Origin of the sequence: Caballeronia telluris (assembly GCF_001544495.1) — a bacterium.
GTDB lineage: Bacteria > Pseudomonadota > Gammaproteobacteria > Burkholderiales > Burkholderiaceae > Caballeronia > Caballeronia telluris.
In genome coordinates, this window is record NZ_FCNZ02000001.1 from 393318 (window position 1) to 418127 (window position 24810).

Sequence of the window (24810 nt, forward strand, 5' to 3'; positions counted from 1 at the left end):
ATGCTCGTCGTCAGCGTGTTCGCGCTCCAGCGCGTCGCCCATTCGACCGAAGGCGCGACGAAGATCGCGCCGCCCGCGCAGGACGAACACGCCGGCGCAACTCACACGGCGACCGCGGTGTTCGCGGGCGGCTGCTTCTGGGGCGTGCAGGGCGTGTTTCAGCACGTGCGCGGCGTGAAGCAGGTGGTGTCCGGCTATTCGGGCGGCGCGGCGAACACGGCGCACTACGACGTCGTGAGCGAAGGCGATACGGGTCATGCCGAGTCCGTGCAGGTCACCTACGATCCCGCCCAGATCAGCTACGGCCGGCTGCTGCAGGTGTTCTTTTCGGTCGCGCACAATCCGACCGAGCTGAACTACCAGGGGCCCGATCACGGCACGCAATACCGCTCGGCGGTGTTTCCGCTCAACACGGAGCAGCGCACCGTCGCGAACGCGTACATCGCGCAACTCGATGCATCGCATGCGTTTCACGGCAAGATCGTCACGCGCGTCGAAGACTTCAAGGGCTTCTATCCCGCCGAGAACTATCACCAGAACTACCTGACGCTGCATCCGGACAGCGGCTACATCGCGATCAACGACCTGCCGAAGATCGACTATCTCAAGCAGATGTTCCCCGATCTGTATCGCGACAAGGCGGTGCTGGTCGCGAACGTGTCGAACTGATGGCGCGTTCATCCCGGCCTTTGCTCAAGCTTTCCGTCTCGCGGCCGTAAACGTCGGGGAGAACTCACAGCAAAGGCCGGCTCATGAACGACAACGCAGTCAGCGACGCCGTGCTCGGCGCCCAGTTCCTCCGTCACGACGAGGCGTTGAGCGCCCGCTCCGACATGGCGCACGAACCCGCCGTGTACCGGACGCTGCTCGAATCCACGCGCGCGATTCCGTGGAAGATCGACTGGCACACGATGCAGTTCGAGTACATCGGCCCGCAAATCGAGACGCTGCTCGGCTTTGCGCCTTCGAGCTGGAAGACCGTGCAGGACTGGGCCGAGCGCATGCATCCGGACGACCGCGCGCAAGTGGTCGACTTTTGCGTGTCGCAGTCGAAGGCGGGCGTGGACCACGAAGCCGACTATCGCGCGCTGACGAAGAGCGGCGACTACGTGTGGCTGCGCGACGTCGTGCACGTGGTACGCGACGAGCACGGCGCGGTACAGGCGCTCGTCGGCTTCATGTTCGACATCAGCGAGCGCAAGCGCACGGAGGAACAGGTCGCGCGGCTGCAACGCGAACTGGAAGAGCTGTCGTTCAAGGACGGCCTGACGGGCACCGGCAACCGCCGCATGTTCGACATCGTGCTCAAGCGCGAATGGGAGACGGCGCTGGCGGACGGCGCGGCGCTGTCGCTCGTCATGATCGACATCGATTTCTTCAAGTCGTACAACGACTACTACGGCCACGTGCAGGGCGACGAGTGCCTGAAGCGCGTCGGCGGGATTCTGGGCGAAGGTCTGCGGCGCGGCGACTTTCTCGCGCGCTTCGGCGGCGAGGAATTCGTGCTCGTGCTGCCGAACACGCCCGCCGACGCCGCGATGCGCGTCGCGGAACGCTGCCGTAATTTGATCGCGGAGGCGCGGATCGCGCACGAGCGCTCGCCGTACCGGCAGGTCGTGACCGCGAGCTTCGGCGTGGGCACGATCGTGCCGTCGCACGACATCGATCCGACCGGCTTCGTCAATCTCGTCGATGCGCAGCTTTACAACGCGAAGGACAACGGCCGCGACTGCATCGCGGCAATCGACCGCCCGGCGCTTCGGTCGCGCTAAGCCGTCAGCGCTTTGGCGCAGACGCGTTCGACGAAGCGCTTGCGCCGCCCAGCCGGATCGTCTGCCCGTGCCGCAGCACGGTGAACGCATCGGGCGCGAGACGCGCCTTTGCGACCGCTTCGGCGAGCAGGCGCGGCGGCTCGTCGAGCGGGTCGTCGGCGAGTTCGAACGTGCCCCAGTGAATGCCGATCGCGCGCTTCGCCCGCAGATCGCGAAAGACGCGCACCGCTTCGTCCGGGTCGACGTGCTGCGCGTGCATGAACCAGCGCGGCGCGTAGGCGCCGATCGGAATCAGCGCAAGATCGACGCCGCCGAATGCCTCGCCGATGTCGCTGAAGTCCTTCGAGTAGCCCGTATCCCCCACGAAGCAGAACGAAAACGGACGCGCGTCGCCCTGCGGCGTCTTCACGACCCAGCCGCCCCAGAGCGTTTCGGCGCGGTCGGTCAGGCTGCGCGCCGACCAGTGCTGGCTCGGCACGAACCACACGTCGAGGCCGGCGGCGCGCGTTTCGTCGCCCCAGTCGAGTTCCTCGACGTTCGTCATGCCCTTGTCCGCCATCCACGCCTTGATGCCGAGCGGCACGAGAAAGAGCGGCGGCCCGCCCGGCTGCGCGTTGAGCGCCTGCACGCTCGCGGTATCGAGGTGGTCGTAATGGTTGTGCGAGATCAGCACGACGTCGATATGCGGCAGCTCCGCAATCGAAAGCGCCGCCGGCACCTTGCGCTCGGGACCGGCGAACGACACCGGCGACGCACGGTGCGAGAACATCGGATCGGTCAGCACGTTCACGCCGTCGATCTGCACGAGTGCGCTCGCGTGGCCGATCCAGGTGAGCGTGTCGACGCTGCGGTTCGCCTTCAGCCACGCGACATCGGGACGGTCGACCGGAAACCGGTAGCCGTTCGCGGGCGGCTTCGGCCGGCCCTGCGTCCAGCGTTCCCACTGCCATTTCAGGAACGATGCGTGCGGCAGGTCGCCGTAGTTGTTCACGTAGCCCGACGCCGTATGCCGCGCGTGATGCAGCGGCGGGCGGGTATTGGCGAGGATCGGCGCCGGGCGCTGTGGCGTTGTCTGTGCCGGCGTGCCGACACAGGCCGAAAGCAGCGCGCCGAGCATCAGCGTGGAGAGTGAGAAGCGCATCGGACGAGTCGCCGGGAAAGTACGCATCGAATGCCTGCACTGTGCCCGAAACGCGCCGGATGCGTTTGCGCGAGTCCGGCGCGCGTTTCGTCTTACGTGCTCGTCGCGAGCGGTTGCGCCCGGACGGCGCGGCGCTGCACCGTCGCCGGGAAGACGACCGCCACGCGCAGTCCGGTCGCGCCCGAAGGCCACGGCGCGCTGCCGAGCGTCACGCTGGCGCCAAGCCGCGCGGCGATCGTCTGCACGATCGACAGCCCGAGCCCGGAGCCCGACTGGCCGCTGCCGAGCACGCGATAGAAGCGGTCGAACACGCGCTCGCGCTCGCTTTCCGGAATGCCGGGGCCGGTATCGTCGATGAAGATCGACGTCGCGCCGTGCTCGACCCGCACCGACAGGTCGACGCGGCCACCCGGCGGCGTGTAGCGGATGGCGTTGTCGACGAGGTTTTTCAGCATGGTTGCGAGGTCGGGTTCGCTCGTTTCCACGACGGCCACCGCGTCGCCGACCACGCCGATGTCGAGCCTGCGCGCCTGCGCGATCGGGACCAGATCTTCCAGGATCTGCCTGAACACGGCCCCGACGTGGACCGGCCCGACTGTCGCATCGGCGACATCCTGCACGCGCGCGAGTGTCAGCAACTGTTCGAGCAGCGCCCGCGTGCGCGCGATGGCCTGACGCAGCGTCGCGAGGCGCTCGCGCGCCGGGGCCGCCAATTCCACCGCGTCGAGCCGCTCGGCGTGCAGCGAGAGCGCCGTGAGCGGCGAGCGCAGTTCGTGCGCGGCATCGGCGACGAAGCGGCGCTGCACGTCGACCGCATGCGCGACGCGCGCGAGCAGCCGGTTGTTCGCCACGACGAACGGCGTGATTTCGGTCGGCAGGCGAACGCCCGCCGTGTCCGCGATGGGCGACATGTCGTTTGCGTTGCGGTTGTCGAGTTCGGCCGCGAGCCGCGCGAGCGGCCGGAACGTGCGCCGCACCAGCACCGCGACGATGGCGAGCAGCACCGGCACCAGCACGATGAACGGAATCAGCGTCGCGGCGGCGCTGCTGCGCGCGATTTCGTCGCGATCGCGCGTCTGCTGGCCGACCGCGATGCGCATGCCGGCGTCGAGCGTCTTCACGATCACGCGCCATTCGAGGCCGCCGATCGCCACCGTGTGCATGCCGTCGCCCAGCGACTGCGCGACCCTGAAATGCGTGCCTTGCAGGGCGTCGCGCCCGGGAATGCGCTCGACGACCACCTTCGCTTCCGGCTCCTGCATCGGCACGTAGCGGGCCGAGCCATGCGCCATTTCGTCGACGTTGCGGCTCGTCACGAGCGACGCCACTTCGTGCAACTGCGCGTCCTGGATCAGATTGGCTTCGTGAAATGCCGCCGCGAACGAAAACGATCCAGCGGCGAGCGCGCTCGCGAGGATCGCCACCGCGAGCCACAGCGAAAGCCTGAATTGCAGCGACTGCGTCATTTTTTCTTCGAAACCATCCATTCCACGCCTCTGACGTTTCGGGTTTTGCCGTATCGCAAGATCGTTGCCTTCGCGTGCGTCACATCTTAGCGGCATCGACACGGGAAAATGTCGCGCGCAGATGCGGTAGAGTTGCCCGGATTCAACCACGACCACGGAGAACACAGTCATGAAAACCAGCGCGCGCAATCATTTTTCAGGGGAAATCACCGGGATCAAGTCCGGTGCGGTCAACGACGAAATCACGCTGAAAGTGGACGGCACGACGCTCGTGGCCGTCGTCACGCAGGAAAGCACGAAGTCGCTCGGGCTCGCGGTCGGCGGGAAGGCGTCGGCGCTCATCAAGGCGTCGTCGGTGCTCGTCATGGTGGACAGCGATCCCGCCAAGATTTCGGCGCGCAACGTGCTCACCGGCACCGTCGCGAACGTCAAGCCGGGCGCGGTCAACACCGAGGTCACGATTTCGGCGGGCGGCCTGCAGATCGCGGCCATCATCACCAACGACAGCGCCACGCGCCTCGGTCTCGCCAACGGCACGCCGGCCAGCGCGGTCATCAAGGCGTCGAGCGTGATCATCGCGGTGGATTGAGCGGCCGAGCGAACCGCGTCGTTGGGAATCATGCGCCGACCAACATGACCGGCATGCAGCGAATATCCTGGCATTGAAGCGAACCGCGTCATATCCTCGGCTATATTACGGCATTCGCTTCAGCCCGATTCGAACGTTCCCAGCGAGCCTTGCATATGGACGAATCAACCCTGCTTCAACTGGCCGGACCGGTCGTGACGATCGACGGGAGCGTCGAGCGGCCGATGTCGCTCGATGTCGCCGCGCTGCGCGAATTCGAGAGCGTGGCGCTCGACCCTTTCGACCTGTTCTGCTTCACGAGCGGCCGCTTCATCCGCACGGTGGACAGCTATCGCGGCGTGCCGTTGCGCGTGCTGCTCGATGCGGCGGGCGTGCGTCGTCCGGGAAGCTCGGACTTCAAGCGGACCGTGTTTCTCGCGCACGGACACGACGGCTACGCTGTCACTTTTTCGTGGCACGAACTGTTCAATTCGCCGGTCGGGGATCGCGCGCTCGTCGCGTATGCGTGCGGGGAAAAAGCGCTGCAAATCGACGACGGCCTGCCCGTGCTCGTCTCCGGCGCGGATACCGTGCGTGCGCCGCGGCACGTCAAGCGCCTCACGCGCATCGAGGCGATCGTGCTCTCGCCCCGATCGTGAACGAAGCCGCTTCGCTCGCGGACGACGCGCTCGCGCTCATCGCGTGTGCGAACGACCCGGCTGCGGCCGACACCGTCGCGTTCGCGCGCCTGATCGGTGCGCGCATCGGCTCCGGTGAGCTTCTGCTGCTCGGCCTCGGGCGCTCCGAACTGGATGCGCTCATCGCACGTCATTTCCCGCACGCCGTGACGCGCGCCGGCTTGCCGCACGCGATGCTCTGGTCGCCGCACTGGTCTTTCGTGAGCGAACTGCGCGCGCTTTTGATCGCGCACGATGTCACCGCGGCCACTCATCCCGCCGACGCGCACTGTCTCGCGACCATCATCGCCGCTGCCTGCCTGCGTCCCGATCATCTGTGGCGCGACCTGGGCCTCTCCGGTCGCGACGACGTCACGGCGATCCTTGAGCGCCACTATCCCCGGCTGGTCGAGCGGAACGTGCACGGGCTGCGCTGGAAGAAGTTTCTCGCGCAGGAAGTGGCGCTCGCGCATGGCCGCGCGGTCACGGGCGCGCCCGGCTGCCCGGGTTGCGAGGACGTCGGGTTCTGCTATCCCGACAGCGCGCGCTGAAAAAGCTCACTGCGCGGACGTCACGCTCACCGGCGACTGACGCGCGCGATCCCTCGCGGCTTCGCTCAAACGGTCGCGCACGAATCCGACGTGCTCGCGCAGGACGTAGAACGCATCCGCATGCGCGAGCGGCATGCGCAACCTGTTGAGCGATTCCTCGATCTGGTCGAGTTCGGCGACGAGCGCCTTGCGTTCTTCGGCGGTCGAATGGTCGAAGGCGCGGCGTTCGATCGCGATCAGCGACCCGTAGTAGCGATAGATGCGCGAGCGCACGCGCCACTGGTAGAGCGCCGGAAGCAGCCGCAACGCCGGCACGAGCAGGACCGCGACGGGCAGCAGCAGGAACAGCAGCCGGTCGACCACGCTCGCGACCCAGAACGGCATCGTGCGGAACAGCAGGCTCTTGCCGGAACGGTAGTAGCGCTTGGCGTCGTCGCTGATCGCGTATTCGTGCGTGACCGGGCTCGGGAACTGTCCGGCCCGTTGCAGGAGCCCGGGCCTGCCGTGGATTTCCTGCGCGGCTTCGATGATGAGGTCCGAGATGGCCGGATGCAGATTCGGACGCGCGACGATCTCCACCGTCGGGCTGATCAGATGCACGGTCTCGGGCGGAATGCGGCGGGCGAGATCGAGCACGCCGGGCGCCAGGTCGATCTCGTCGAGATAGGGAAAGAGGCGCGTGTAGGCGGCGGCTTCCGTGAAATCCATCACCGAGATGCCGGGCACGCGCAACAGGCGCAGCATCAGCGCGCGCGTGGCGGAATCGCCGTTCAGGATCGCCGCATCGACTTCGCCCGCGACCAGTTGCTTCGCGGCGTCGAGGCCGTCGCTGGGCAGAAGCGTCGTGCCCGTGCCGGTCCCGTTGGCCGGGTCGATGCCGTTGGCGGCCAGCAGCTTGAGCGAGAGCATGCGCGTGCCGCTGCCTTCGCGGCCGATCGCGATCCGCTTGCCGTTGAGTTGCGAAAGCTGCGTCAGGCCGCGTCCGCGATAGAACACGACGACCGGCACATAGAAGACATTGCCGAGCGAGATGAGCGACGACGTATCGAACCCGTCCGACACGCCGCCCTGCACGAGCGCCAGATCGACGTGCTGCTTCGGGTCGAGCAGGCGCTGGAGATTCTGCACCGAGCCGTCGGAGAGCAGCACGTCGAGCTTGATGCCGTTGCGCGCGAGGATCTTGCGATATTCCTCGGCGGTGACGAAAAACGAACTGTCGCGCGGGCCGGCGCTCATCGTGATGGTGCGCGGCGGAGCCGGATTGATCAGCCAGACGACGAGCACCGCCACCACCACGAAGATCAGCGCGAAGGGCGCGAAGGCCACGGCCATGTCGCGCCAGGCCGCTCTCGCGTGCTCCTGCGGGAAATGCGGCCGCTGCGGACGACGATGCTTCATGAGAGCCTCATCCGGATGGTCTGAACCGGCACGTCACGAGTAACGGTCTTTGCGGGGCACGGTTCGCCGTGTTCTTGCCGCGCTTCGACAGGCCTATCTTAACCCCGCGCCCGCAGCGTTTCGAGCGTGACGCGGCGGCGCGCGCATCATTCGCCGGAGTCTCTCGGTCCCGGCCATTCGGGGCGCGCATCCGGCGTCACGACCGACATGCAGGCGCCCGGCGTCACGCGCACGGGGACCGCGGCAGGGTCGAAGCCGGCGAGGCAAAAAACGTTGACGCCGTAGTGGTCGGGCGCCGCGCGCTTGCGATGAAACGTGTAGATGCCGCAGCGTGAGCAGAAATGGTGACGGGCGCGCCCGGTGTTCCAACGATATGTCGAGAGATGCTGCGCGCCTTCGAGAATTTCCAACTGGCTCTCGTGGACCTTCGTCATCAGCGCGTTTTTCATGCGGCACAGCGAGCAGTCGCAAGTCGTCAGCTCATCGATGTCGGCATCGACGCGAAAGCGCACCGCGCCACAGTGGCAAGAACCGCGATAACTTGTCATGACATGAGGGATCGGCTGGCGCCGTGGTCTTCGTGTTCGTCTTCGTTCCCGCAGATCATCGAGCGTTCGCGCGCGCGTGTCAACGCGGTCTGGACGCCGCGCTAAGATGAGCGCTTCGCGACCAACGCCCGCTTGAACATGACCGACATCGACCCTTCATCCATGCAGCCGACCCTGACCGGCACGACGGTCGAACTGCGTCCGCTGAAGGCCGACGATGCGCCCGCGCTCCTTCAGGCAGCCGCCGACGGTCAGTTGTGGAACATGACGCTGACTGTCGTGCCCGGCCCGGAAACGGTCGAGCGGTACATCGCCACGGCGCTCGCGGGCCGCGAATCGTCAACCGTGATGCCCTTTGTGATCGCGATGCGCGAGACGGGTCGTATCGTCGGCAGCACGCGCTTCTGGAAGATCGACCGCACGAACCGCAAGATGGAGATCGGCCATACGTGGCTCGCCGCATCCGTGCAGCGCTCGGGCGTCAATACGGAGGCGAAGTACCTGCTGCTCTCCCACGCGTTCGAGGCCATGAAGGCGGTCCGCGTGCAGTTCACGACGGACGAACTCAACGAGAAGTCGCGCGCCGCGATCCTGCGGATCGGCGCGAAGCAGGAAGGCATCGTTCGCCACGAGCGGATCATGCCCGATGGCCGCGTGCGCAACTCGGTGCGCTTTAGCATCATCGATTCGGAGTGGCCCGGCGTGAAGGCGACGCTCGAGGCCCGAATGGCGCGCTAGCGTCTACGGCGCGGCCTTGCGCATGAGACGCGCGCGGGCCTCGGCAGTGGTTTCGAAGGCGCCGGCCGCGTCGTTGAACACGGACACTTTTCCGTGCCCGATGTCGTACACCCAGCCTTGCACTTGCAGCGTGCCGAGCGCGAGGCGTCCGGCCACCGCCGGATGCGTGCGCAAATGGTTCAGCTGCAGGCGGATGTTTTCTTCCACCATCGCCTGCACCATCTGCTCGTCGTGCAACTTGCGTGCGAGCGCGACGCTGCGCGCGGCTTCAGCGTTGCGCAGCCACGCGTGCACGGTAGGCATTTCTTCGGCGATGGTCGCGCCCGACGCGAGCCCCTTCATCGCGCCGCAGTCCGAGTGGCCGCAGATCACGATCTGCCGCACGTTCAGCCCGAGCACCGCAAATTCGACGACCGCCGACACGCCGCCGAGCATCTCGCCATACGCGGGCACGATGTTGCCGATGTTGCGGCACACGAAGAGCTCGCCGGGGCCGGTCTGCGTGATCATTTCGGGCGAGACGCGGGAATCGGCGCAGGTGATGAAAAGCGTGTGCGGCGCCTGATGCGCGGCGAGGCTGCGGAACAGGTCTTCGCTGTCCGGGAACACGTCGCGGCTGAACTTGTCCGCGCCCTTGAGCAGATACAGCAGGTCGTGCTCGCCGGAACCGTTGCGGTCTTCGCGGGGGGACGAATTGTCGGACATGGAGAGCGGTTCCTTCTCGGGGTCGTGTCTGGACGATGCAGGGATCATGATACGGCAAGCCGGTTTGCGCCATTTTACCGGCTGCGCGGCGGCGCCGTTTCGGCCGATCGACGGGCGATTCGCGCGATCACGTTCGTTCGCGCGCGTTGTCGCGGCAATGCGAGCGCAAGAAACGGAGCGTGCGCGAAGCTCCGATGCGCTAGCGTGAGCGTCTGGCGCGTGTGCGCGATTGTCCGTCGACGGAGTTCGGTCATGCCGCGATCATCGAAATTTCTTGCACTGTTCGTCCGCGCGGGAGCGATGGCGGTCGTCGTCGGGCTGTGGAGCTTGCCGGCGGCGGGCGCGAAGGCGACGGACATCACCGCGCAGCAGGCGCCGTCCGAGCCTCCGAAGACCCTCAAGGAACGTCTGGGCGACAAGGCGAGCGACGAGCAGCGCGTCGACAATTGCAAGGTGCCGGCGGCGCGCCGCGGCACGAAAGCGCGGCCGGATGCTTGCAAGCGCTAAAGTGCGGCGGCGATTGTCCTGTTTTGCCCCAAACCAACCGTATCTGTGACGAAAAGACGAATTCGCCGACAATCGCTTCACATACGGCAAAAAACAGGCACTCCCATGACCGGCAACACGATCACCACGGCGAACCTGCTGTTCGCCTACTCGGCGTATTTCGTCGGAACGGCCAGTCCAGGGCCGAGCAACCTCGCGATCATGTCCATCGCGACGACCAGCGGCCGCAAGGCCGCGTTCACATTCGCGGCGGGCGTCATCTCCGGGTCGTTCTTTTGGGCGACGCTCGCGACGCTCGGATTGTCGGCGACCTTGATGGCGTATTCGGGCTTTCTCGTCGCGGTGAAGGTGTTCGGCGGACTTTACCTGCTCTGGCTCGCGTTCAGGTCGGGCAGGTCGGCGTTGTCCGCGAAGCCGCGCGCGACGGCCTCGCCCGACGGCGACCGGCCGCTTCGCAGTCTCTATGTGCGCGGCGCGCTTCTGCACCTGACGAATCCGAAGGCCATCCTCGTGTGGATTTCCGTCGTGGCGCTCGCCTCGCCGGCCGGCGCGAGCGGGCAGCACATGGCGGCGGTGGTCGGCGGGTGCCTCGGCATCGGATTGTTCGTTTTCGGCAGTTATGCCGCCTTGTTCTCCACGTCATCGGCGCGCAAAACCTACGCCGCGCTGCGCCGATGGCTCGAAGGATGCCTCGCCGTCGTGTTCGGCATCGCGGGAATCAGGCTGCTGACAGCGCATTCGTGAGGCGCCGGGCAGCGGATCGAACGCGTCCGCGCGGGCGGTGGATGAGACGCGCGACGGCGCCGTCATGGGCCAGCGGCGCTCCCGCCGCACCTCGCTTCCCGGCATCTAAATCCGTCCGGGCGGAAAATCAGGCAAAATTCAGGGTTCGGCACCGGCCTCTGCCTCGCCGCAGCGCCCCTGCCGCCGGTTCCGACCGGCTTCCCAACCCGTTTCTCGAACTTGAGACAAGCGATGAGTACCCAGCAACCGACGATCATCTACACCCTCACCGACGAAGCACCGCTGCTCGCGACCAGTGCTTTCCTGCCCATCATCCGCACGTTCACCGCGCCGGCAGGGATCAACGTCGAGACGAGCGACATCTCGGTGGCGGGCCGCATCCTGGGCGAATTCCCGGAATTCCTGACCGAAGACCAGCGCGTTCCCGACAACCTCGCTGAACTCGGACGCCTCACGCTCCTGCCCGACACCAACATCATCAAGCTGCCGAACATCAGCGCATCGGTGCACCAGTTGATCGGCGCGATCAAGGAATTGCAGTCGAAGGGCTACAAGGTGCCGGATTTCCCGGAAGAGCCGAAGACCGACGCGGAAAACGCGATCCGCCAGCGCTATTCGAAGTGCCTCGGCAGCGCGGTGAACCCGGTGCTGCGCGAAGGCAACTCGGACCGCCGCGCGCCCGCCGCCGTGAAGAACTACGCGAAGAAGAATCCGCACAGCATGGGCGAGTGGAGCATGGCGTCGCGCACGCACGTCGCGCACATGAAGCACGGCGACTTCTATCACGGCGAAAAGTCGATGACGCTCGACCGCGCGCGCGAAGTCAAGATGGAGCTCGTAACGAAGAGCGGCAAGACCATCGTGCTGAAACCGAAGGTCAAGCTGCTGGAAGGCGAGATCATCGACAGCATGTTCATGAGCAAGAAGGCTCTCTGCGACTTCTACGAAGAGCAGATGGAAGACGCGCGCAAGACCGACGTCATGTTCTCGCTGCACGTCAAGGCGACGATGATGAAGGTCTCGCATCCGATCGTCTTCGGCCACGCGGTCAAGATCTTCTATAAGGAAGCGTTCGAGAAGCACGGCGAACTGTTCGACGAACTCGGCGTGAACGTGAACAACGGCCTCGTCAACCTGTACGACAAGCTGGAGTCGCTGACGAGCACGAAGCGCGAGGAAATCATCCGCGACCTGCACGCGTGCCACGAGCATCGCCCGGAACTGGCGATGGTGGATTCGGCGAAGGGCATCTCGAACCTGCACGCGCCGAACGACGTGATCGTCGATGCGTCGATGCCCGCGATGATCCGCATCGGCGGCAAGATGTGGGGCGCCGACGGCCGTCCGAAGGACACGAAGGCGGTCATTCCGGAGAGCACGTTCGCGCGCATCTATCAGGAGATCCTCAACTTCTGCAAGACCAACGGCGCCTTCGATCCGCGCACGATGGGCACTGTGCCGAACGTCGGCCTGATGGCGCAGAAGGCCGAAGAATACGGTTCGCACGACAAGACGTTCGAAGTTCCGGAAGCGGGCGAAGCGCGCATCGTCGACAACGAAACGGGCGACGTGCTGCTCGTGCAGAACGTCGAGGAAGGCGACATCTGGCGCATGTGCCAAGTGAAGGACGCGCCGATCCGCGACTGGGTGAAGCTCGCCGTCACGCGCGCGCGCAACTCGGGCATGCCGGCGGTGTTCTGGCTCGACCCGTATCGTCCGCACGAAGCCGAACTCATCAAGAAGGTCGAGACGTACCTGAAGGATCACGACACCGAAGGCCTCGACATCCAGATCATGTCGCAGGTTCGCGCGATGCGTTACACGCTCGAACGCGTGATCCGCGGGCTGGACACGATTTCGGTCACCGGCAACATTTTGCGCGACTACCTGACCGACCTGTTCCCGATCATGGAACTTGGCACGAGCGCCAAGATGCTGTCGATCGTTCCGCTGATGGCGGGCGGCGGCATGTACGAAACCGGTGCGGGCGGATCTGCGCCGAAGCACGTGAAGCAACTGGTCGAAGAGAACCATCTGCGCTGGGATTCGCTCGGCGAGTTCCTTGCGCTCGCGGTCTCGCTGGAAGATCTCGGCATCAAGACCGGCAACGCGAAGGCGAAGATCCTGGCGAGGACGCTCGACGCCGCGACGGGCAAGCTGCTCGACAACAACAAGAATCCGTCGCCGAAGACCGGTCAGCTCGACAACCGCGGCAGCCAGTTCTACCTCGCAATGTACTGGGCGCAGGAACTCGCGTCGCAGACGGAAGACGCGGGGCTGGCCGAGCAGTTCGCGCCGCTCGCCAAGCGTCTTGCCGAAAACGAGCAGGCGATCGTCGCGGAACTGACGGAAGTGCAGGGCCAGCCGGCGGATATCGGCGGCTACTACAAGCCCGATTTCGACAAGCTCGAGGCTGTGATGCGCCCGAGCAAGACGCTGAACGCGACGCTCGCTGCGACGCGCGGATAAGCCTTCAGGCTACCGAGTTTCAGATGCACGCTGGCCGCCCGCGAGGGCGGCCTTTTTGTTGCCCGCGCCGCCGATCCCTTCCTTCGCGGCCAGTCTTGATGCGGGTATCCTCGATCCGAGTCGCCGCGCACACTCGTGACACGCTTGAGCGCCCGGCGATTGTTCGCCGATCATTAAGAGTGATTTCGTTCTATCAGCATGGTAGTTCGATAGATGCGGCCTAAACTGAATCGTATCAACTGTCGCGAACGACGACCCATGTACGGGCGCGACGCTGCTCAACTCGCCGCCGTCATCGACGGCCATTCAGGGGATCGCCATGTTCGGGATTCTGGAAGCCGTGTCGTACCTCGCGGCGCTCTTGCTGTATCTCACGCCTGCCATCGTCGCGGACATGCGCTCGCGCGACGACGCGTTCGCCATCACGATCGTGAACGTGCTGCTCGGCTGGACGATCGTCGGATGGATTGCGGCGTTCGTGTGGGCGCGTCATCCGGTGAGCGAAAGGCGCCTGTCGCGCGCGGCGAAAAGTACGCGCAGGGCCATTGCAAAGATGACCATCGGCGCGCTGGTCGCACGTTCGCGTCGGCGACGGGTGGCGTGAACGCGCGTCACCGCTTGGTGTAGCGCAGCCAGACCGCGTCGTGCTCGGTCCTCTCGACCGATGCCAGTTTCAGATACGACGGCGCTTTCCACTGCTGCATCGCCACTTCGAACGACGACGGGTGTTCGTCGCGGCCATCGACGAGCGGCAGGATCAGCACGCTGACTTCATCGACGAGTCCCGCCTGAACGAACGCGCCGCTCACGTGCGAGCCGCCCTCGACGATCAGCTTCTTTACGCCCAGTTCGTGCGCGAGCGTCTCGACGACCGAAGCAAGGTCGATGTCCGACTTGCCGCCGAATACATACGATGCGCCGATCGATTGAAGGTAGGCGAGGAAGTCGTCCGGCACTGCTTCGCTCAGCACTTCGACCACGTGCGATTCGAGCGCCGTGTCGCTTTTCCACGCGACTCGCCCTTGCGGATCGATCGAGATCGCGTATTGCGAGGCGTCGCGTTTCACGAAATGGTTAGTGCGCGCAATCGGCGATTTCGCGAGACCCTTCGGATAGTCCTTGCCATGCGAAATTTCCTGCATGGTCACGCGCCCGCAGATCCATCCATCGGCCTCGAACGTCGCGGCGGTGCGCTCGTAGAGATCGCTCGCATAGTCGAGATGCCAGCCGTCGGTGAGACTGCGGCCATCCACCGACGACATCATGTGGGCAACGATATAAGGCTTCATCGGCGAACTCCTTGCAATGGACGGAAGATCCGTCTGCGCAGCAAGTGTCGTTCCGCGAGCCGCGTCCTTAGCACCAGACGACGCGGTCGTAGCCGACCGTGCGGCGGAAGACGTGGCGGTCGCCCCACGTGGTGTACTCCATGTACGCGCATTCGAGCACCACGATCCAGTTACGCAAATTCATCGACGTTCTCCGTTTGCTTGGCCCGTCGCCGTTTCGACATGATTCAAGTCTAGCGACGCCGCACGCGGACAATTGGGCGAACAGAGGCACCTGTCGGGCTTAGTTCGCCTCACGAGCGGAAGGGCGTCACGCGGATTGACCAGCCCGTGACGCGCGATGCAAGGCGGCGCAAAGCCATGGCCGCCCGCAGGAGAAAGATGGGCGCGCTCGGGCCAGACGACCGGCGAGAGCACGGACCCGTGTGGACCGCTATTTGAAGTCGCTGGTTTCCAGTTCCACCGACTGTCCGCCATTGTGATCGAGCACGCGCCGCGCGGCCTCTTCGATGCGCACGCGGCTGCCTTCGAAGGTGCTCAAGAGTGCATGAGAAGACGTGCCGGCATTGCCGAAGTGATCGTTAAGCGCATCGAGAGATACACTGCACCAGACCTCACGGCCGTCGACATTGGCTTCGAACGCGACACGCGAAGCAGCTACGATGTGACGCCGGCCGCTGAATTCAATATTCATGTCATCTCTCCGTGATTGATTCGCAAAGCCTCGTACAGCACGGCGTGTGCCAGCGGACAGGCGCCGGCCCGTAACGCCGGCCGCGCGCAAATCGTCGCGCGGCGCTTCCAATTATAGGAACACCCTACGGCTTTTCCCGGAGCATTTTGCAGACGCCTTGCAACGGGCCGCGATCAGGGCGCACGGCGCCGGCGCGCGCGCCGTTTCAGCGCCTGCGAAACGGCTTCGCGCACGCATTCGGCAACGAGTCCAGACGCCTGCGTAGGCACGGCGCTCGTCGCGCGCGCGATCACGAGCGGCTGGCGCACGGTCGCTTCGCGAATCGGCCGCTCGACGATGCCCGGCACTTGCGTATTCGTAGCGCTCTGCGTAATCAGCAGCGAAACGCCGAGCCCGTTCGCGACCATGCCCCTCACGAGTTCCATCGACGTCGCCCGGTAGCGGACCTCGGGCGCGAGCCCGAACTGCCAGAACGGCGCCATCAGGAAATCGCGGCTGTGTGGCAAGTCGATGAGGATGAACGGTTCTTTCGCGAGTTCGGCGAGCGCAATCGCGCCGCGCTTTCTGGCAAGGCGCGATTGCTCCGGCACGAGCGCGTACGGTTGCAGTTCGGCCAGGCATTCGCGCGCGATGTCGGAGGGCAATGCGACGTCGTAGGTCAGCGCGAGTTCGATGCGGCCGCTTTTTAGCCACGCTTCGATTTCAGCGAGATCGCCTTCGATGAAACGCACTGCGAGGTTCGGATAGCGCTCGCGCGCGATGCGCAGCACGAGCGGCAGATACACCGGCGCGATCGTGCTGAAGACGCCAATCTGCACTTCGCCGCACGCGGGGTCGCCGCCGTCGTCGGCCTCGAAGGCAGCGGCGGCCTTGAGGAGCCGCCGTGCTTCGTCGAGCTTGCGGGTACCGAAGCGCGTCAGCGTCATTTTCGTTCCGGGGCCGCGCGCGAAGAGGTCTTCGCCAAAGAGCGCCTCCAGTTCGCGGACCGCGACCGAGATGGACGGCTGCGACACGCTCAGTTCGTTGGCAGCGGCGGTCGTGCTGCCCGACTGCGCGGCGGCGACGAAATAGCGAAGCAGGCGCAACGAGACGGTCATTAGAAAATCCTATAAGACCTAATTCAATCCGATATTTTACTTGATAGGTTACAGCGAACAGAATCGGCCGATCGACGAATCTGAGAAGGAGATGGACGTGAGCGAAGACGCGCTGCCGCTGGCCGGCATCCATGTGATCGACTTTTCCCGCGTGCTCGCGGGCCCTTACTGCACCGCGCTGCTCGCCGACCTGGGCGCGGAAGTCATCAAGATCGAGCCGCCCGACGGCGACGATTACCGCGCGGTCGGCCCGTTCAGCGACGGCGAGAGCGGCCTCTTCGGCGCGCTGAACCGCAACAAGCAGAGCATCGTCATCGACCTGAAGACCGACGCCGGCCGCACGCTCGCGCAAACACTGTGCGCCTGGGCGGATGTCGTCGTGGAGAATTTCCGGCCGGGCGTCGCCGACAAGCTCGGCATCGGCCATGCGCAGTTGAGCGAAGTGAATCCGGCGCTCGTCTATGCAAGCGTGTCGGGGTTCGGGCAGACGGGACCGCATGCGCACCGGCCGGCCTACGACATCATCCTGCAAGCGATGTGCGGCCTGATGGACGCGACCGGTTCGCCCGACGGCCCGCCGACGCTCGTCGGCGAATCGGTGTCGGACGTGGTGAGCGGACTCTTCGCGTCGTGGGGCGTGCTGGCCGCGCTGCTGGCGCGCGAAAAGACCGGGCGCGGCACGCACGTCGACGTGTCGATGTTCGACGCGACGCTCGCGCTCTCGGCCACGCTCGTCGCGCGCTATGCGGCGACGGGCATCGCGCCCGTGCGCACGGGCAACCGGCATGCGTCGTCGGCGCCGTTCGGGGCATATCGTGCCGCCGATGGGTTCTTCGTCGTGGCGGTGCTGAACAACCGGCTCTTCGATGCGTTCGCCCAGGCGATCGACGCCCCGCAACTCGCGAGCGACCCGCGCTTCGCCGACGATCAGTCGCGCTGCGAGAACGAGGCGGCGCTGCGGGACGCGATCGAAAGCTGGTCGCGCGAGCGGTCGGTGGAAGAGGTCAACGCGATGCTCGAAGCCGCGCGCATTCCGGTCGCGCCGATCCGCAACGTCCAGCAGGCGCTCGAAAGCGAACACGCCGCCTTTCGCGGCTTGTTGAGCGAGACGCCGCATGCGAGTGGCCGCGCGCGGCGGCTGCCTTCGCAGCCGGTGAAGTTCTCGGGGTACGCGGGCAATCGCGTGACGCGCGCACCCGCGCTCGGCGAGCATACCGACGCGATCCTGCGCGACCAGCTCGGCATGAACGCGAGCCAGATCGAAGCGCTGCGCAGGCTGGGCGCCTTCGGAAACGCCTCGCAAAAGGAGCGCGATCATGCTTAAGCGACTCGGCATCGAAGACGGCGACATCGAAATCGCCGATGCGATCGCGCGCTTCGCGCAGAGCGAGCTTGCGCCGCAAGCGGCCATCGTGGACCGCGACGAGATCGCGACGACGCGCTACGTTGCTCAACTGGGCGAACTCGGTGTCATGGGCATGAACGTGCCTGAGCGCTGGGGCGGCAGCGGTGCAACGCCTGCGTCGATCGTCCTGGCGCTCGTCGAGATCGCGCGTGCGTGCGCGGCCACGTCGTCGATGATCGGCGCGCACTATCTCGCGACCGATTCGATCCTGATCGGCGGCGACGATGCACAGCGCGAGCGCTTTCTTCCCGACGCAGCGGCGGGACGCAAGCTCGGCGCGTTCGCGCTCACCGAGCCGCGCGCGGGCTCGAATCCCGCCGACATGGCGACGCGCGCCTTGCCCGAAGGCGAGGGCTACCGGCTCTGCGGCGTGAAGCACTTCATCTCGAACGCGCACGCGGCCGACTTCATCGTCGTCTACGCGAAGACGAACGTGGACGCGGGCGCGCGCGGGATCAGCGCGTTCGTGGTCGACCGGCACGCGACGGGTGTCGATGTCGGGCCGCCCGAGAAGCTGATGGGCATTCATGGGGCGCCCGCGCACGAAGTGTCGTTCGACTGCTTCGTGCCCGCTCTCAACCGGCTCGGCGCCGAGGGCAGCGGCTTTCGCACGGCGATGAAGGTGCTGGACAGCAGCCGACTCGACGTGGCGGCGACGGCGCTCGGCATCGCCGAAGCGGCGCTCGCGCACGCGGTCGGCTGGGTGAAGGAGCGCCGCGTGGGCGGCGAGCCGCTCGCGCACAAGCAGGGGCTGCAGTGGGTTCTCGCGGACATGAAGACGCGCCTCGAAGCCGCCTGGCTCCTCACGCTTCAGGCGGCGGCGCGGCGCGCGGCGGGCGGACCGTTCACCGACGCTGCATCGATGGCGAAGCTCTACGCCACAGAGATGGCCGGCTTCGTCACGGATGCCGCCTTGCAGATGCACGGCGGTTACGGCTACACGCGCGAGTTGCCGCTCGAGCGGCTCGTGCGCGATGCGCGCATCCTGCGCATCTACGAAGGATCGTCGGAAATCCAGCGCACGGTCATCGCGCGGGCGTTGCTGGCGTGAGCGACGTCATCACGACTTCGGAACGCGGCCCATCAAAAAGAACTCGTCGTTGGGCTGCATCGAAATCACGTTCGCCATCCGGTTCGAGAGCCCGAAAAACGCCGTGATAGCGGCGATGTCCCAGATGTCCTCGTCGGAGAAGCCGTGCTCGCGCAGCGCCGCGAAATCCGCTTCATCGACACTGCCCGACGCGCGGCACACCTTCAGCGCGAAGTCGAGCATCGTCTTTTGCCGGGGCGTGATGTCTGCCTTGCGATGATTGACCGCGACCTGATCGGCGACCAGCATATTTTTTTCATAGATGCGCAGGATCGCCCCATGCGCGACGACGCAATAAAGACACTCGTTCACCGCGCTCGTCGCGACCACGATCATTTCGCGCTCGCCTTTGGTGAGACCGCCTTCCTTGAGCATCAGCGCGTCGTGGTACGCGAAGAACGCGCGGAATTCGTCGGGGCGGTGCGCGAGCGTGAGGAACACGTTCGGCACGAAACCGGCCTTTTCCTGCACTGCGACGATGCGTGCTCGGATATCCTCGGGCCAGATAGCGGGATCGGGTACGGGGTAGCGGCTGATCGGCTTCGCGTTCGTCATGGGGGTCTCCGTGGTCGGGAATCTCGCGCCAGAGGGGCGTCGGCCGATTGTAGCGGCTCGTGGTTCGGGAACGCCGAAGGCGCGGCGTCGGCGTTTTCCCGTAGAAACGCGTCGAAGGTATGCCGGTTGCTAACAGAGTGCTTTCTTGGACAACCGACGCAAAAGGGCGCAACGACGGCGCATGGAACCCTACGAACGCACTCCGCGAGAAACGATCTGGCGCATTCCGCAAGCGGCATCGCCGATCGAGGAAAAGCGCGTCCTGATCGCCGACGACGACCTCAGCGCGACGCGCGCCACGATGCTCGCGCTGGAGGATGCGGGCTTCGTCGTGCGCGCGGCGCACACGGGGCTCGATGCGGTCGGCGTGGCGCGCAAATGGCGGCCGGCCACCGTGCTGCTCGACCTGACGATGCCGCTCGGCGACGGCTGGGAGGCGGCCGAAGTGATCCGCGCGTCGGACCCCGGCATGCTGCTGATGGCGCACACGAGTTCCACCGACTACGCGGACTGGCAGCGCTCGCGTCGCAGCGGCTTCGACGCGTACTTTGTCAAGCCGACCGAGCCGGCGCGGATCATCGAAGTGATCGAGCAGTATTTCCTTCAGCAGCCGGCTTCGGGCGCGTAGGTTGCGCGCGCGGCGACGCCTTGTGTTGTTGAAATCGGTGAAGAGCGGAGCCGGAAGAGCTTTAGATGCTCCGCGTTCGGATCGCGATGATAGTCGGCGGCGAGGTGCTTTTTCTCTTTGCGGAACGTGAAGACGTGTACGAACTCGCTGGTAACGCCTTCGTTTGATCGGCTATTCGTCGCGTGGGAGCGGTGCCTGGGTCGCGGTCATGTATTGGGCGAGGTGACGGTGCGAGAGCGCGAGCACATTCAGAAGCGGATGGCGGTTCGGCGCAGATGGTCGCATGATTTCAAGCACGCGGCGTACTCGTGTCCGCGCGCATTCGTTGCCAAAAAGAAGCTGACCCGTAAAAAGTAGGTTAGCTAACTAAAGATCGGCAGCATCAGACGGCGCGATACTGCGGTCATGCAAAGCCGACGCGATGAGCCACGCGTTCGCGCCGGCGGCTTCAGCCGCGCGCAAGTCGTCGATGTGACGCACGCCGCCCGCGCCTGCGATCGTACGATCGTTTCCCGCGCGGCGCCGGATTTCGGCGAGCGTCGCGAGATCGGGGCCGCTGTACGAGCCGACCCGGTCGAGCGACATCGCGATCACGCGCGCAGGCCAGCGCGATGCGTCGTGCCACAGTGCGGGATCGCCGAGCGGCGCATCGAGCCGGCGGTCGAGCGAGAGCACCGCATCGTGCGCGAACGCGTGAACCGGCTCGGCGCGCAAGGTTTCGCTGCCGAAGACCGGCGTGACGACCGCGCCTTCTTTCCGCAACGAGGCAATCGTGTCGAGCGCGGACGCGCCATCGGTGAAGCCCGCATCGAGCCACAATTCGACGCCCGGCAGCGCGCGGGCGAGACGCGCGAGCGCGGCCCGCTGCGGCGCGCCGCGCATGATGCCGTCGAGGTCCGCGACGTAGAGCACGGGCGCCGCGCAATAGTCGACGAGCGCGCGCGCGACGACGGCCGGATCGCTGCCGCTGCACAGTTGCGACTGCACCGGCCGATAGCGGCTGCGCTCGCCGCGCACCGCATGGACGGCGACGCCGTCCAGAAGATCGACGACGGGGATGATCCGCATCGCGGCGTCAGTGGCCGAGCACGGCGGTGCCACGGTCGGCGAATGCGCGCAGCAGGTGATGCGCGATCGCGAAGGGCTTCGGCGCCGTGAGGCCGTCCGGATGCGTGCCATCGAGCATCGACGCGACTTCGGCGCGCGAAAACCAGCGCGCGTCTTCGAGTTCGACCGTATCGACGACGATCTGCGTGTCGTCGGCGTGCGCGAAGCAGCCGATCATCAGCGAAGACGGAAACGGCCACGGCTGCGTGGCGAACTGCGTCACGCCGGAACAGCGCACGCCGGCTTCCTCCAGCACTTCGCGCACGACGGCGTCGGCGGCCGTCTCGCCCGGCTCGACGAAGCCCGCGAGCGCCGAATACATGCCCGGCGCGAACTGGCGCTGGCGGCCGAGCAGGCAGCGCTCGCCGTCGATGGCGAGCATGATCACCACCGGGTCGACGCGCGGAAAGTGCTGCGTGCCGCAGGCGTCGCAGTGACGGCGCCAGCCGGCCGCCGCCGCGCGGCTCGGCTGTCCGCAGTTTGCGCAGAAGCGGTGGCGACGGTGCCAGTCCAGCATCGACTTTGCCTGACCGAGCGCGCCGACGAGCGCAGGCGCAACGAGCCCCCGCATCGCGATCGAGCGCAGGTCGATCGGCTCGACGTCCGCAGGCGGCGCCGGTGCCTCGATCGCGTCCTTCTCGAACCCCAGCGCGAAGAGCGCGCGGCCCTCGTGCTCGCCGTCCGTTTCCTGGCCGAGAAAGACCGTCTGCACCGGCTCGCCGAAGCGGGCGGCTTCGTCGGCGGAAAAGAGCGCGTCGTGTCCGTTCGACGCTTTCAGCAGCGGAACATCCGTGCTGAAAACGACGAACCGCGTCGACGGATCGCGATAGAGGCGCTCGATGAACGCTTCGTCGTCGCGTTTTTCGGAATGCCGGTTGAGCGGGTTGAACGCAAAGCCAAGGGCGAGGAAGGGATCTGGAAGGGGCATGGAAAGATTTTTCGGTACGATCGCGCAGGTTGCAACTTACCATGACGCGTGGGATGCGGCAGGCGCGCGCATCGCACGGGACAAAGGAGCGAGACGATGAAGGTGTGCATTTACGGCGCGGGTGCGATCGGCGGATGGATCGGCGTCAGGCTGGCTCAGGCGGGGCACGACGTGAGCGTGGTCGCGCGCGGTGCGACGCTCGACGCGCTCGCCGCGCACGGCCTGCGCCTCGTGGAAGGCGGCGCGACCCACGCGGTCGGGGTGCGCGCGAGCGCCGATCCCGCTGACCTCGGTGCGCAGGACGTCGTCGTGGTGGCGGTGAAGGCGCCGGCGATGGCGTCGGTGGCGGCGCGCATCGCGCCGCTTCTCGGCGCCGGCACGGTCGTCCTCACGGCGATGAACGGCGTGCCGTGGTGGTTCTGCGACGGCCTGCGCGGCGATTTCGCGGGCAAGCGGCTCGCCTCGGTCGATCCGCACGGCGAAATCGCGGCGGCCATTCCCGGCGCGCGCACGCTCGGCTGCGTCGTGCACGCGGCCTGCGCGACGGATGCGCCCGGCGTGATCCGTCACGTTCAGGGAAACGGCCTGATCGTCGGCGAAGCGGCGGGGCGCCCGAGCGAACGGGTGGAAGCACTGTGCGCGCGGCTGAACGAAGCCGGTTTCGAGGCGAGCGCGTGCGACCAGATTCAGCGCGAAGTCTGGTTCAAGCTGTGGGGCAACATGACGATGAACCCGATCAGCGCGATCACCGGCGCCACGACCGACCGCATTCTCGGCGACGACCTCGTGCGCGGGTTCGTCACGAGCATCATGCTGGAGGCGAAGGAGATCGGCGCGCGCTTCGGCATTCCGATCGACCAGGCGCCCGCCGACCGGCACGCGGTCACGCTGCGGCTCGGCGCGATCAAGACGTCGATGCTGCAGGATGTCGAGGCGGCGCGGCCGGTCGAACTGGATGCGCTGGTGGCGGCGGTGTGCGAACTCGGCCGGATGACCGGCGTCGCGACGCCGTTCACCGATGCGCTCTTCGGACTTGCGCGGCTGAAGGCGCGCACGCTCGGGCTGTATCCGGCGAACTGACCGCACGCGCAACCAAAAGTAGGAACCTCGACATGAACGAACCGCAGGACCCGCCGCCCTCGCGTGGCGAATTCGACGAACTGCGCGCGCTTACGCGCGAGTTCGTCCGCGAGCGCGACTGGGCGCGCTTTCACACGCCGAAGAATCTGGCGACCGCGATCAGCGTCGAAGCGAGCGAGTTGCTCGAACCGTTCCAGTGGCTCGCCTCGGGCGAGCGCGACGAACTCGACGACGCCAAGCTCACCGCCATCCGCCATGAGATGGCCGATGTGCTCGCCTACCTCGTGATGCTGGCCGACCGGCTCGACGTCGATCTGTATCGCGCGGTGTTCGAGAAGATGGCGTTGAACCGGGCGAAATATCCGGCGCACAAGGTTCGCGGCGACGCGCGCAAGTATAGTGAGTACGAAGATTGAGGCTGCAAGCCGTCACGTCAAACGACAGGAACCGCCGATGGACTTCTCGCTTTCCCCCGAACTGACCGAGTTGCAGGCACGCGTGCGCGCCTTCATCGCCGACGAAATCGTGCCGTTCGAACGCGATCCGCGCTGCACGCCGCATGGACCGAACGAGTCGCTGCGCGCGGAACTGATCGCCAAGGGACGGCGCGCGGGACTGCTGTCGAGCCATGTGTCGCCGGAATTCGGCGGCCTCGGGCTCGGCCATGTCGCGAAAGCGATTCTTTTCGAGGAGGCCGGGTATTCGCCGCTCGGCCCGGTCGCGCTCAACATCGCCGCGCCCGACGAAGGCAACATGCATCTGCTCGAAGCGATCGCGACGCCCGAGCAGAAGGAACGCTGGCTGCGTCCGCTCGCGGCGGGCGAGATCCGCTCGTGCTTCTGCATGACCGAGCCGCCGCCCGGCGCGGGCGCGGACCCGTCGATGCTGCAGACCGTCGCGACCCGCGACGGCGACGATTACGTGATCGACGGCCGCAAATGGTTCATCACGGGCGCGGAGGGCGCGGCGGTCGCGATCGTGATGGCGAAGCTCTCGGACGGCCCCGCGACCATGTTTCTCGCCGACATGACGAGCCCGGGCATCGTGATCGAACGCGCGATGGATTCGCTCGACACGTGTTTTCCGGGCGGCCACGCCGTCGTGCGTTTCGAGGGCCTGCGGGTTCCGGCGGCGAACGTGCTGGGTGAAGCTGGCGAAGGCTTCCGCTACGCGCAGGTGCGGCTTTCGCCCGCGCGTCTCACGCACTGCATGCGCTGGCTCGGCGCGGCACGGCGCGCGCACGACGTCGCTTCGGCGTATGCGCGCGAGCGGCAGGCGTTCGGGCGCGCGCTCGGCGAACACGAGGGCGTCGGCTTCATGCTCGCCGACAACGAAATGGACCTGCACGTCACGCGCCTCGCGATCTGGCACTGCGCGTGGGTGCTCGACCAGGGCGTGCTCGGCAAGCACGAATCGAGCATCGCGAAGGTGGTGTCGTCGGAGGCGCTGTGGCGCGTGGTCGACCGCTCCGTGCAGGTGCTGGGCGGACAGGGCGTGACGCACGAGACCGTCGTCGCGCGGATCTTCGCGGACATGCGCGCGTTTCGCATCTACGACGGCCCGTCGGAAGTGCATCGCTGGAGCATCGCGCGACGCATCCTGCGCGGCGACAAGCGCGCGGGCCGGGAATGAGCGCGGTGGAACGCGTCGCGT

The 24810-nt window shown here is 66.2% G+C and carries 27 protein-coding genes; 16 read left to right on the forward strand and 11 right to left on the reverse strand.

Features of this window, described 5'->3' with window-relative positions; translation table 11 throughout:
* Together msrA and AWB66_RS01760 are read left to right on the forward strand one after the other, a co-directional pair.
* The gene (msrA, locus tag AWB66_RS01755) at positions 1 to 669 is read left to right on the forward strand and encodes a peptide-methionine (S)-S-oxide reductase MsrA (protein WP_087628778.1); all 669 of its coding nucleotides are present in this window, start codon (positions 1 to 3) and stop codon (positions 667 to 669) included.
* A gap of 83 nt (positions 670 to 752) precedes the next feature.
* Positions 753 to 1772 carry a GGDEF domain-containing protein gene (locus AWB66_RS01760; protein WP_087628529.1) on the forward strand — a complete coding sequence of 340 codons (1020 nt, stop codon included), beginning with the start codon at positions 753 to 755 and terminating at the stop codon, positions 1770 to 1772.
* 4 nt (positions 1773 to 1776) lie between these two features.
* On the opposite strand, the gene AWB66_RS01765 is transcribed toward AWB66_RS01760, so the two are convergent.
* The gene (locus AWB66_RS01765) at positions 1777 to 2913 is read right to left on the reverse strand and encodes an MBL fold metallo-hydrolase (RefSeq protein WP_087628530.1); all 1137 of its coding nucleotides are present in this window, start codon (positions 2911 to 2913) and stop codon (positions 1777 to 1779) included.
* Positions 2914 to 3005: 92 nt separating this feature from the next.
* A complete protein-coding gene (locus AWB66_RS01770) occupies positions 3006 to 4400 on the reverse strand; it encodes an ATP-binding protein (protein ID WP_087628531.1) in 1395 nt (464 codons plus the stop codon).
* Positions 4401 to 4548: 148 nt separating this feature from the next.
* Here AWB66_RS01770 and AWB66_RS01775 point away from each other — a divergent pair, with 148 nt between their 5' ends.
* The 3 genes from AWB66_RS01775 (at position 4549) to AWB66_RS01785 (ending at position 6175) form a co-directional block, all read left to right on the forward strand.
* The gene (locus AWB66_RS01775; RefSeq protein WP_087628532.1) at positions 4549 to 4968 is read left to right on the forward strand and encodes a TOBE domain-containing protein; all 420 of its coding nucleotides are present in this window, start codon (positions 4549 to 4551) and stop codon (positions 4966 to 4968) included.
* A gap of 155 nt (positions 4969 to 5123) precedes the next feature.
* The gene (locus AWB66_RS01780) at positions 5124 to 5606 is read left to right on the forward strand and encodes a molybdopterin-dependent oxidoreductase (RefSeq protein WP_087628533.1); all 483 of its coding nucleotides are present in this window, start codon (positions 5124 to 5126) and stop codon (positions 5604 to 5606) included.
* Positions 5600 to 6175: a nitrogen fixation protein NifQ gene (locus tag AWB66_RS01785; RefSeq protein WP_087628779.1), complete on the forward strand. Its 576-nt coding sequence runs from the start codon at positions 5600 to 5602 to the stop codon at positions 6173 to 6175. The genes AWB66_RS01780 and AWB66_RS01785 overlap by 7 nt, the downstream gene beginning before the upstream one ends.
* A 6-nt stretch (positions 6176 to 6181) precedes the next feature.
* Here the strand turns inward: AWB66_RS01785 and AWB66_RS01790 are convergent, their stop codons facing one another.
* Positions 6182 to 7573: a TAXI family TRAP transporter solute-binding subunit gene (locus AWB66_RS01790; RefSeq protein ID WP_087628534.1), complete on the reverse strand. Its 1392-nt coding sequence runs from the start codon at positions 7571 to 7573 to the stop codon at positions 6182 to 6184.
* A 146-nt stretch (positions 7574 to 7719) separates the two neighbouring features.
* The gene (locus tag AWB66_RS01795) at positions 7720 to 8121 is read right to left on the reverse strand and encodes a GFA family protein (protein ID WP_087628535.1); all 402 of its coding nucleotides are present in this window, start codon (positions 8119 to 8121) and stop codon (positions 7720 to 7722) included.
* Between the two features lie 138 nt (positions 8122 to 8259).
* On the opposite strand from AWB66_RS01795, the gene AWB66_RS01800 reads away from it, so the two are divergent.
* Positions 8260 to 8859, forward strand: coding sequence for a GNAT family N-acetyltransferase (locus tag AWB66_RS01800; protein ID WP_087628536.1), 600 nt, complete (start codon positions 8260 to 8262; stop codon positions 8857 to 8859).
* A gap of 3 nt (positions 8860 to 8862) precedes the next feature.
* Here the strand turns inward: AWB66_RS01800 and AWB66_RS01805 are convergent, their stop codons facing one another.
* On the reverse strand, positions 8863 to 9564 hold the full coding sequence (locus AWB66_RS01805) for a carbonic anhydrase (protein ID WP_087628537.1): 702 nt from the start codon (positions 9562 to 9564) through the stop codon (positions 8863 to 8865).
* 252 nt (positions 9565 to 9816) lie between these two features.
* On the opposite strand from AWB66_RS01805, the gene AWB66_RS01815 reads away from it, so the two are divergent.
* The 4 genes from AWB66_RS01815 to AWB66_RS01830 all read left to right on the forward strand — a co-directional run bounded on the left by AWB66_RS01815 (position 9817) and on the right by AWB66_RS01830 (position 13888).
* The gene (locus AWB66_RS01815) at positions 9817 to 10071 is read left to right on the forward strand and encodes a hypothetical protein (RefSeq protein WP_125469642.1); all 255 of its coding nucleotides are present in this window, start codon (positions 9817 to 9819) and stop codon (positions 10069 to 10071) included.
* 105 nt (positions 10072 to 10176) lie between these two features.
* Positions 10177 to 10815 (forward strand): LysE family translocator, encoded by a 639-nt coding sequence (locus AWB66_RS01820; RefSeq protein WP_087628539.1) that lies wholly within the window; start codon positions 10177 to 10179, stop codon positions 10813 to 10815.
* A gap of 231 nt (positions 10816 to 11046) precedes the next feature.
* Entirely contained in the window at positions 11047 to 13284 is a 2238-nt protein-coding gene (locus tag AWB66_RS01825; protein ID WP_087628540.1) for an NADP-dependent isocitrate dehydrogenase, read from the forward strand.
* Positions 13285 to 13603: 319 nt separating this feature from the next.
* On the forward strand, positions 13604 to 13888 hold the full coding sequence (locus AWB66_RS01830) for a superinfection immunity protein (protein ID WP_087628541.1): 285 nt from the start codon (positions 13604 to 13606) through the stop codon (positions 13886 to 13888).
* A gap of 7 nt (positions 13889 to 13895) precedes the next feature.
* Here AWB66_RS01830 and AWB66_RS01835 read toward each other — a convergent pair whose 3' ends face one another.
* From AWB66_RS01835 to AWB66_RS01845, 3 genes are all read right to left on the reverse strand, one after another.
* Positions 13896 to 14573 (reverse strand): dihydrofolate reductase family protein, encoded by a 678-nt coding sequence (locus tag AWB66_RS01835; protein ID WP_087628542.1) that lies wholly within the window; start codon positions 14571 to 14573, stop codon positions 13896 to 13898.
* A 433-nt stretch (positions 14574 to 15006) separates the two neighbouring features.
* Positions 15007 to 15267, reverse strand: coding sequence for a DUF1488 family protein (locus AWB66_RS01840; protein WP_087628543.1), 261 nt, complete (start codon positions 15265 to 15267; stop codon positions 15007 to 15009).
* A 173-nt stretch (positions 15268 to 15440) separates the two neighbouring features.
* Entirely contained in the window at positions 15441 to 16364 is a 924-nt protein-coding gene (locus AWB66_RS01845; protein WP_087628544.1) for a LysR family transcriptional regulator, read from the reverse strand.
* 97 nt (positions 16365 to 16461) lie between these two features.
* Between AWB66_RS01845 and AWB66_RS01850 the strand changes: the two genes are divergently transcribed.
* Together AWB66_RS01850 and AWB66_RS01855 are read left to right on the forward strand one after the other, a co-directional pair.
* The gene (locus AWB66_RS01850; protein ID WP_407642248.1) at positions 16462 to 17688 is read left to right on the forward strand and encodes a CaiB/BaiF CoA transferase family protein; all 1227 of its coding nucleotides are present in this window, start codon (positions 16462 to 16464) and stop codon (positions 17686 to 17688) included.
* Positions 17681 to 18820: an acyl-CoA dehydrogenase family protein gene (locus AWB66_RS01855; protein ID WP_087628546.1), complete on the forward strand. Its 1140-nt coding sequence runs from the start codon at positions 17681 to 17683 to the stop codon at positions 18818 to 18820. Before AWB66_RS01850 ends, AWB66_RS01855 begins: the two co-directional genes overlap by 8 nt.
* A 9-nt stretch (positions 18821 to 18829) precedes the next feature.
* Here AWB66_RS01855 and AWB66_RS01860 read toward each other — a convergent pair whose 3' ends face one another.
* On the reverse strand, positions 18830 to 19414 hold the full coding sequence (locus AWB66_RS01860) for a peroxidase-related enzyme (protein ID WP_087628547.1): 585 nt from the start codon (positions 19412 to 19414) through the stop codon (positions 18830 to 18832).
* A 181-nt stretch (positions 19415 to 19595) separates the two neighbouring features.
* On the opposite strand from AWB66_RS01860, the gene AWB66_RS01865 reads away from it, so the two are divergent.
* Complete coding sequence (locus AWB66_RS01865; RefSeq protein ID WP_087628548.1) at positions 19596 to 20042, forward strand: response regulator; 447 nt, start codon at positions 19596 to 19598, stop codon at positions 20040 to 20042.
* A gap of 366 nt (positions 20043 to 20408) precedes the next feature.
* Here the strand turns inward: AWB66_RS01865 and AWB66_RS01870 are convergent, their stop codons facing one another.
* Positions 20409 to 21110: a HisA/HisF-related TIM barrel protein gene (locus AWB66_RS01870; RefSeq protein ID WP_087628781.1), complete on the reverse strand. Its 702-nt coding sequence runs from the start codon at positions 21108 to 21110 to the stop codon at positions 20409 to 20411.
* Between the two features lie 7 nt (positions 21111 to 21117).
* The gene (nudC, locus tag AWB66_RS01875) at positions 21118 to 22077 is read right to left on the reverse strand and encodes an NAD(+) diphosphatase (RefSeq protein WP_087628549.1); all 960 of its coding nucleotides are present in this window, start codon (positions 22075 to 22077) and stop codon (positions 21118 to 21120) included.
* A 96-nt stretch (positions 22078 to 22173) separates the two neighbouring features.
* Between nudC and AWB66_RS01880 the strand changes: the two genes are divergently transcribed.
* From AWB66_RS01880 to AWB66_RS01890, 3 genes are read left to right on the forward strand one after another with little or no spacing between them, the layout of a single operon-like run.
* Positions 22174 to 23157 carry a 2-dehydropantoate 2-reductase gene (locus AWB66_RS01880; RefSeq protein WP_087628550.1) on the forward strand — a complete coding sequence of 328 codons (984 nt, stop codon included), beginning with the start codon at positions 22174 to 22176 and terminating at the stop codon, positions 23155 to 23157.
* Between the two features lie 32 nt (positions 23158 to 23189).
* Complete coding sequence (locus AWB66_RS01885; RefSeq protein WP_087628551.1) at positions 23190 to 23573, forward strand: nucleotide pyrophosphohydrolase; 384 nt, start codon at positions 23190 to 23192, stop codon at positions 23571 to 23573.
* Positions 23574 to 23610: 37 nt separating this feature from the next.
* Positions 23611 to 24789 (forward strand): acyl-CoA dehydrogenase family protein, encoded by a 1179-nt coding sequence (locus AWB66_RS01890; protein ID WP_087628552.1) that lies wholly within the window; start codon positions 23611 to 23613, stop codon positions 24787 to 24789.
* Positions 24790 to 24810: the final 21 nt, after the last annotated feature.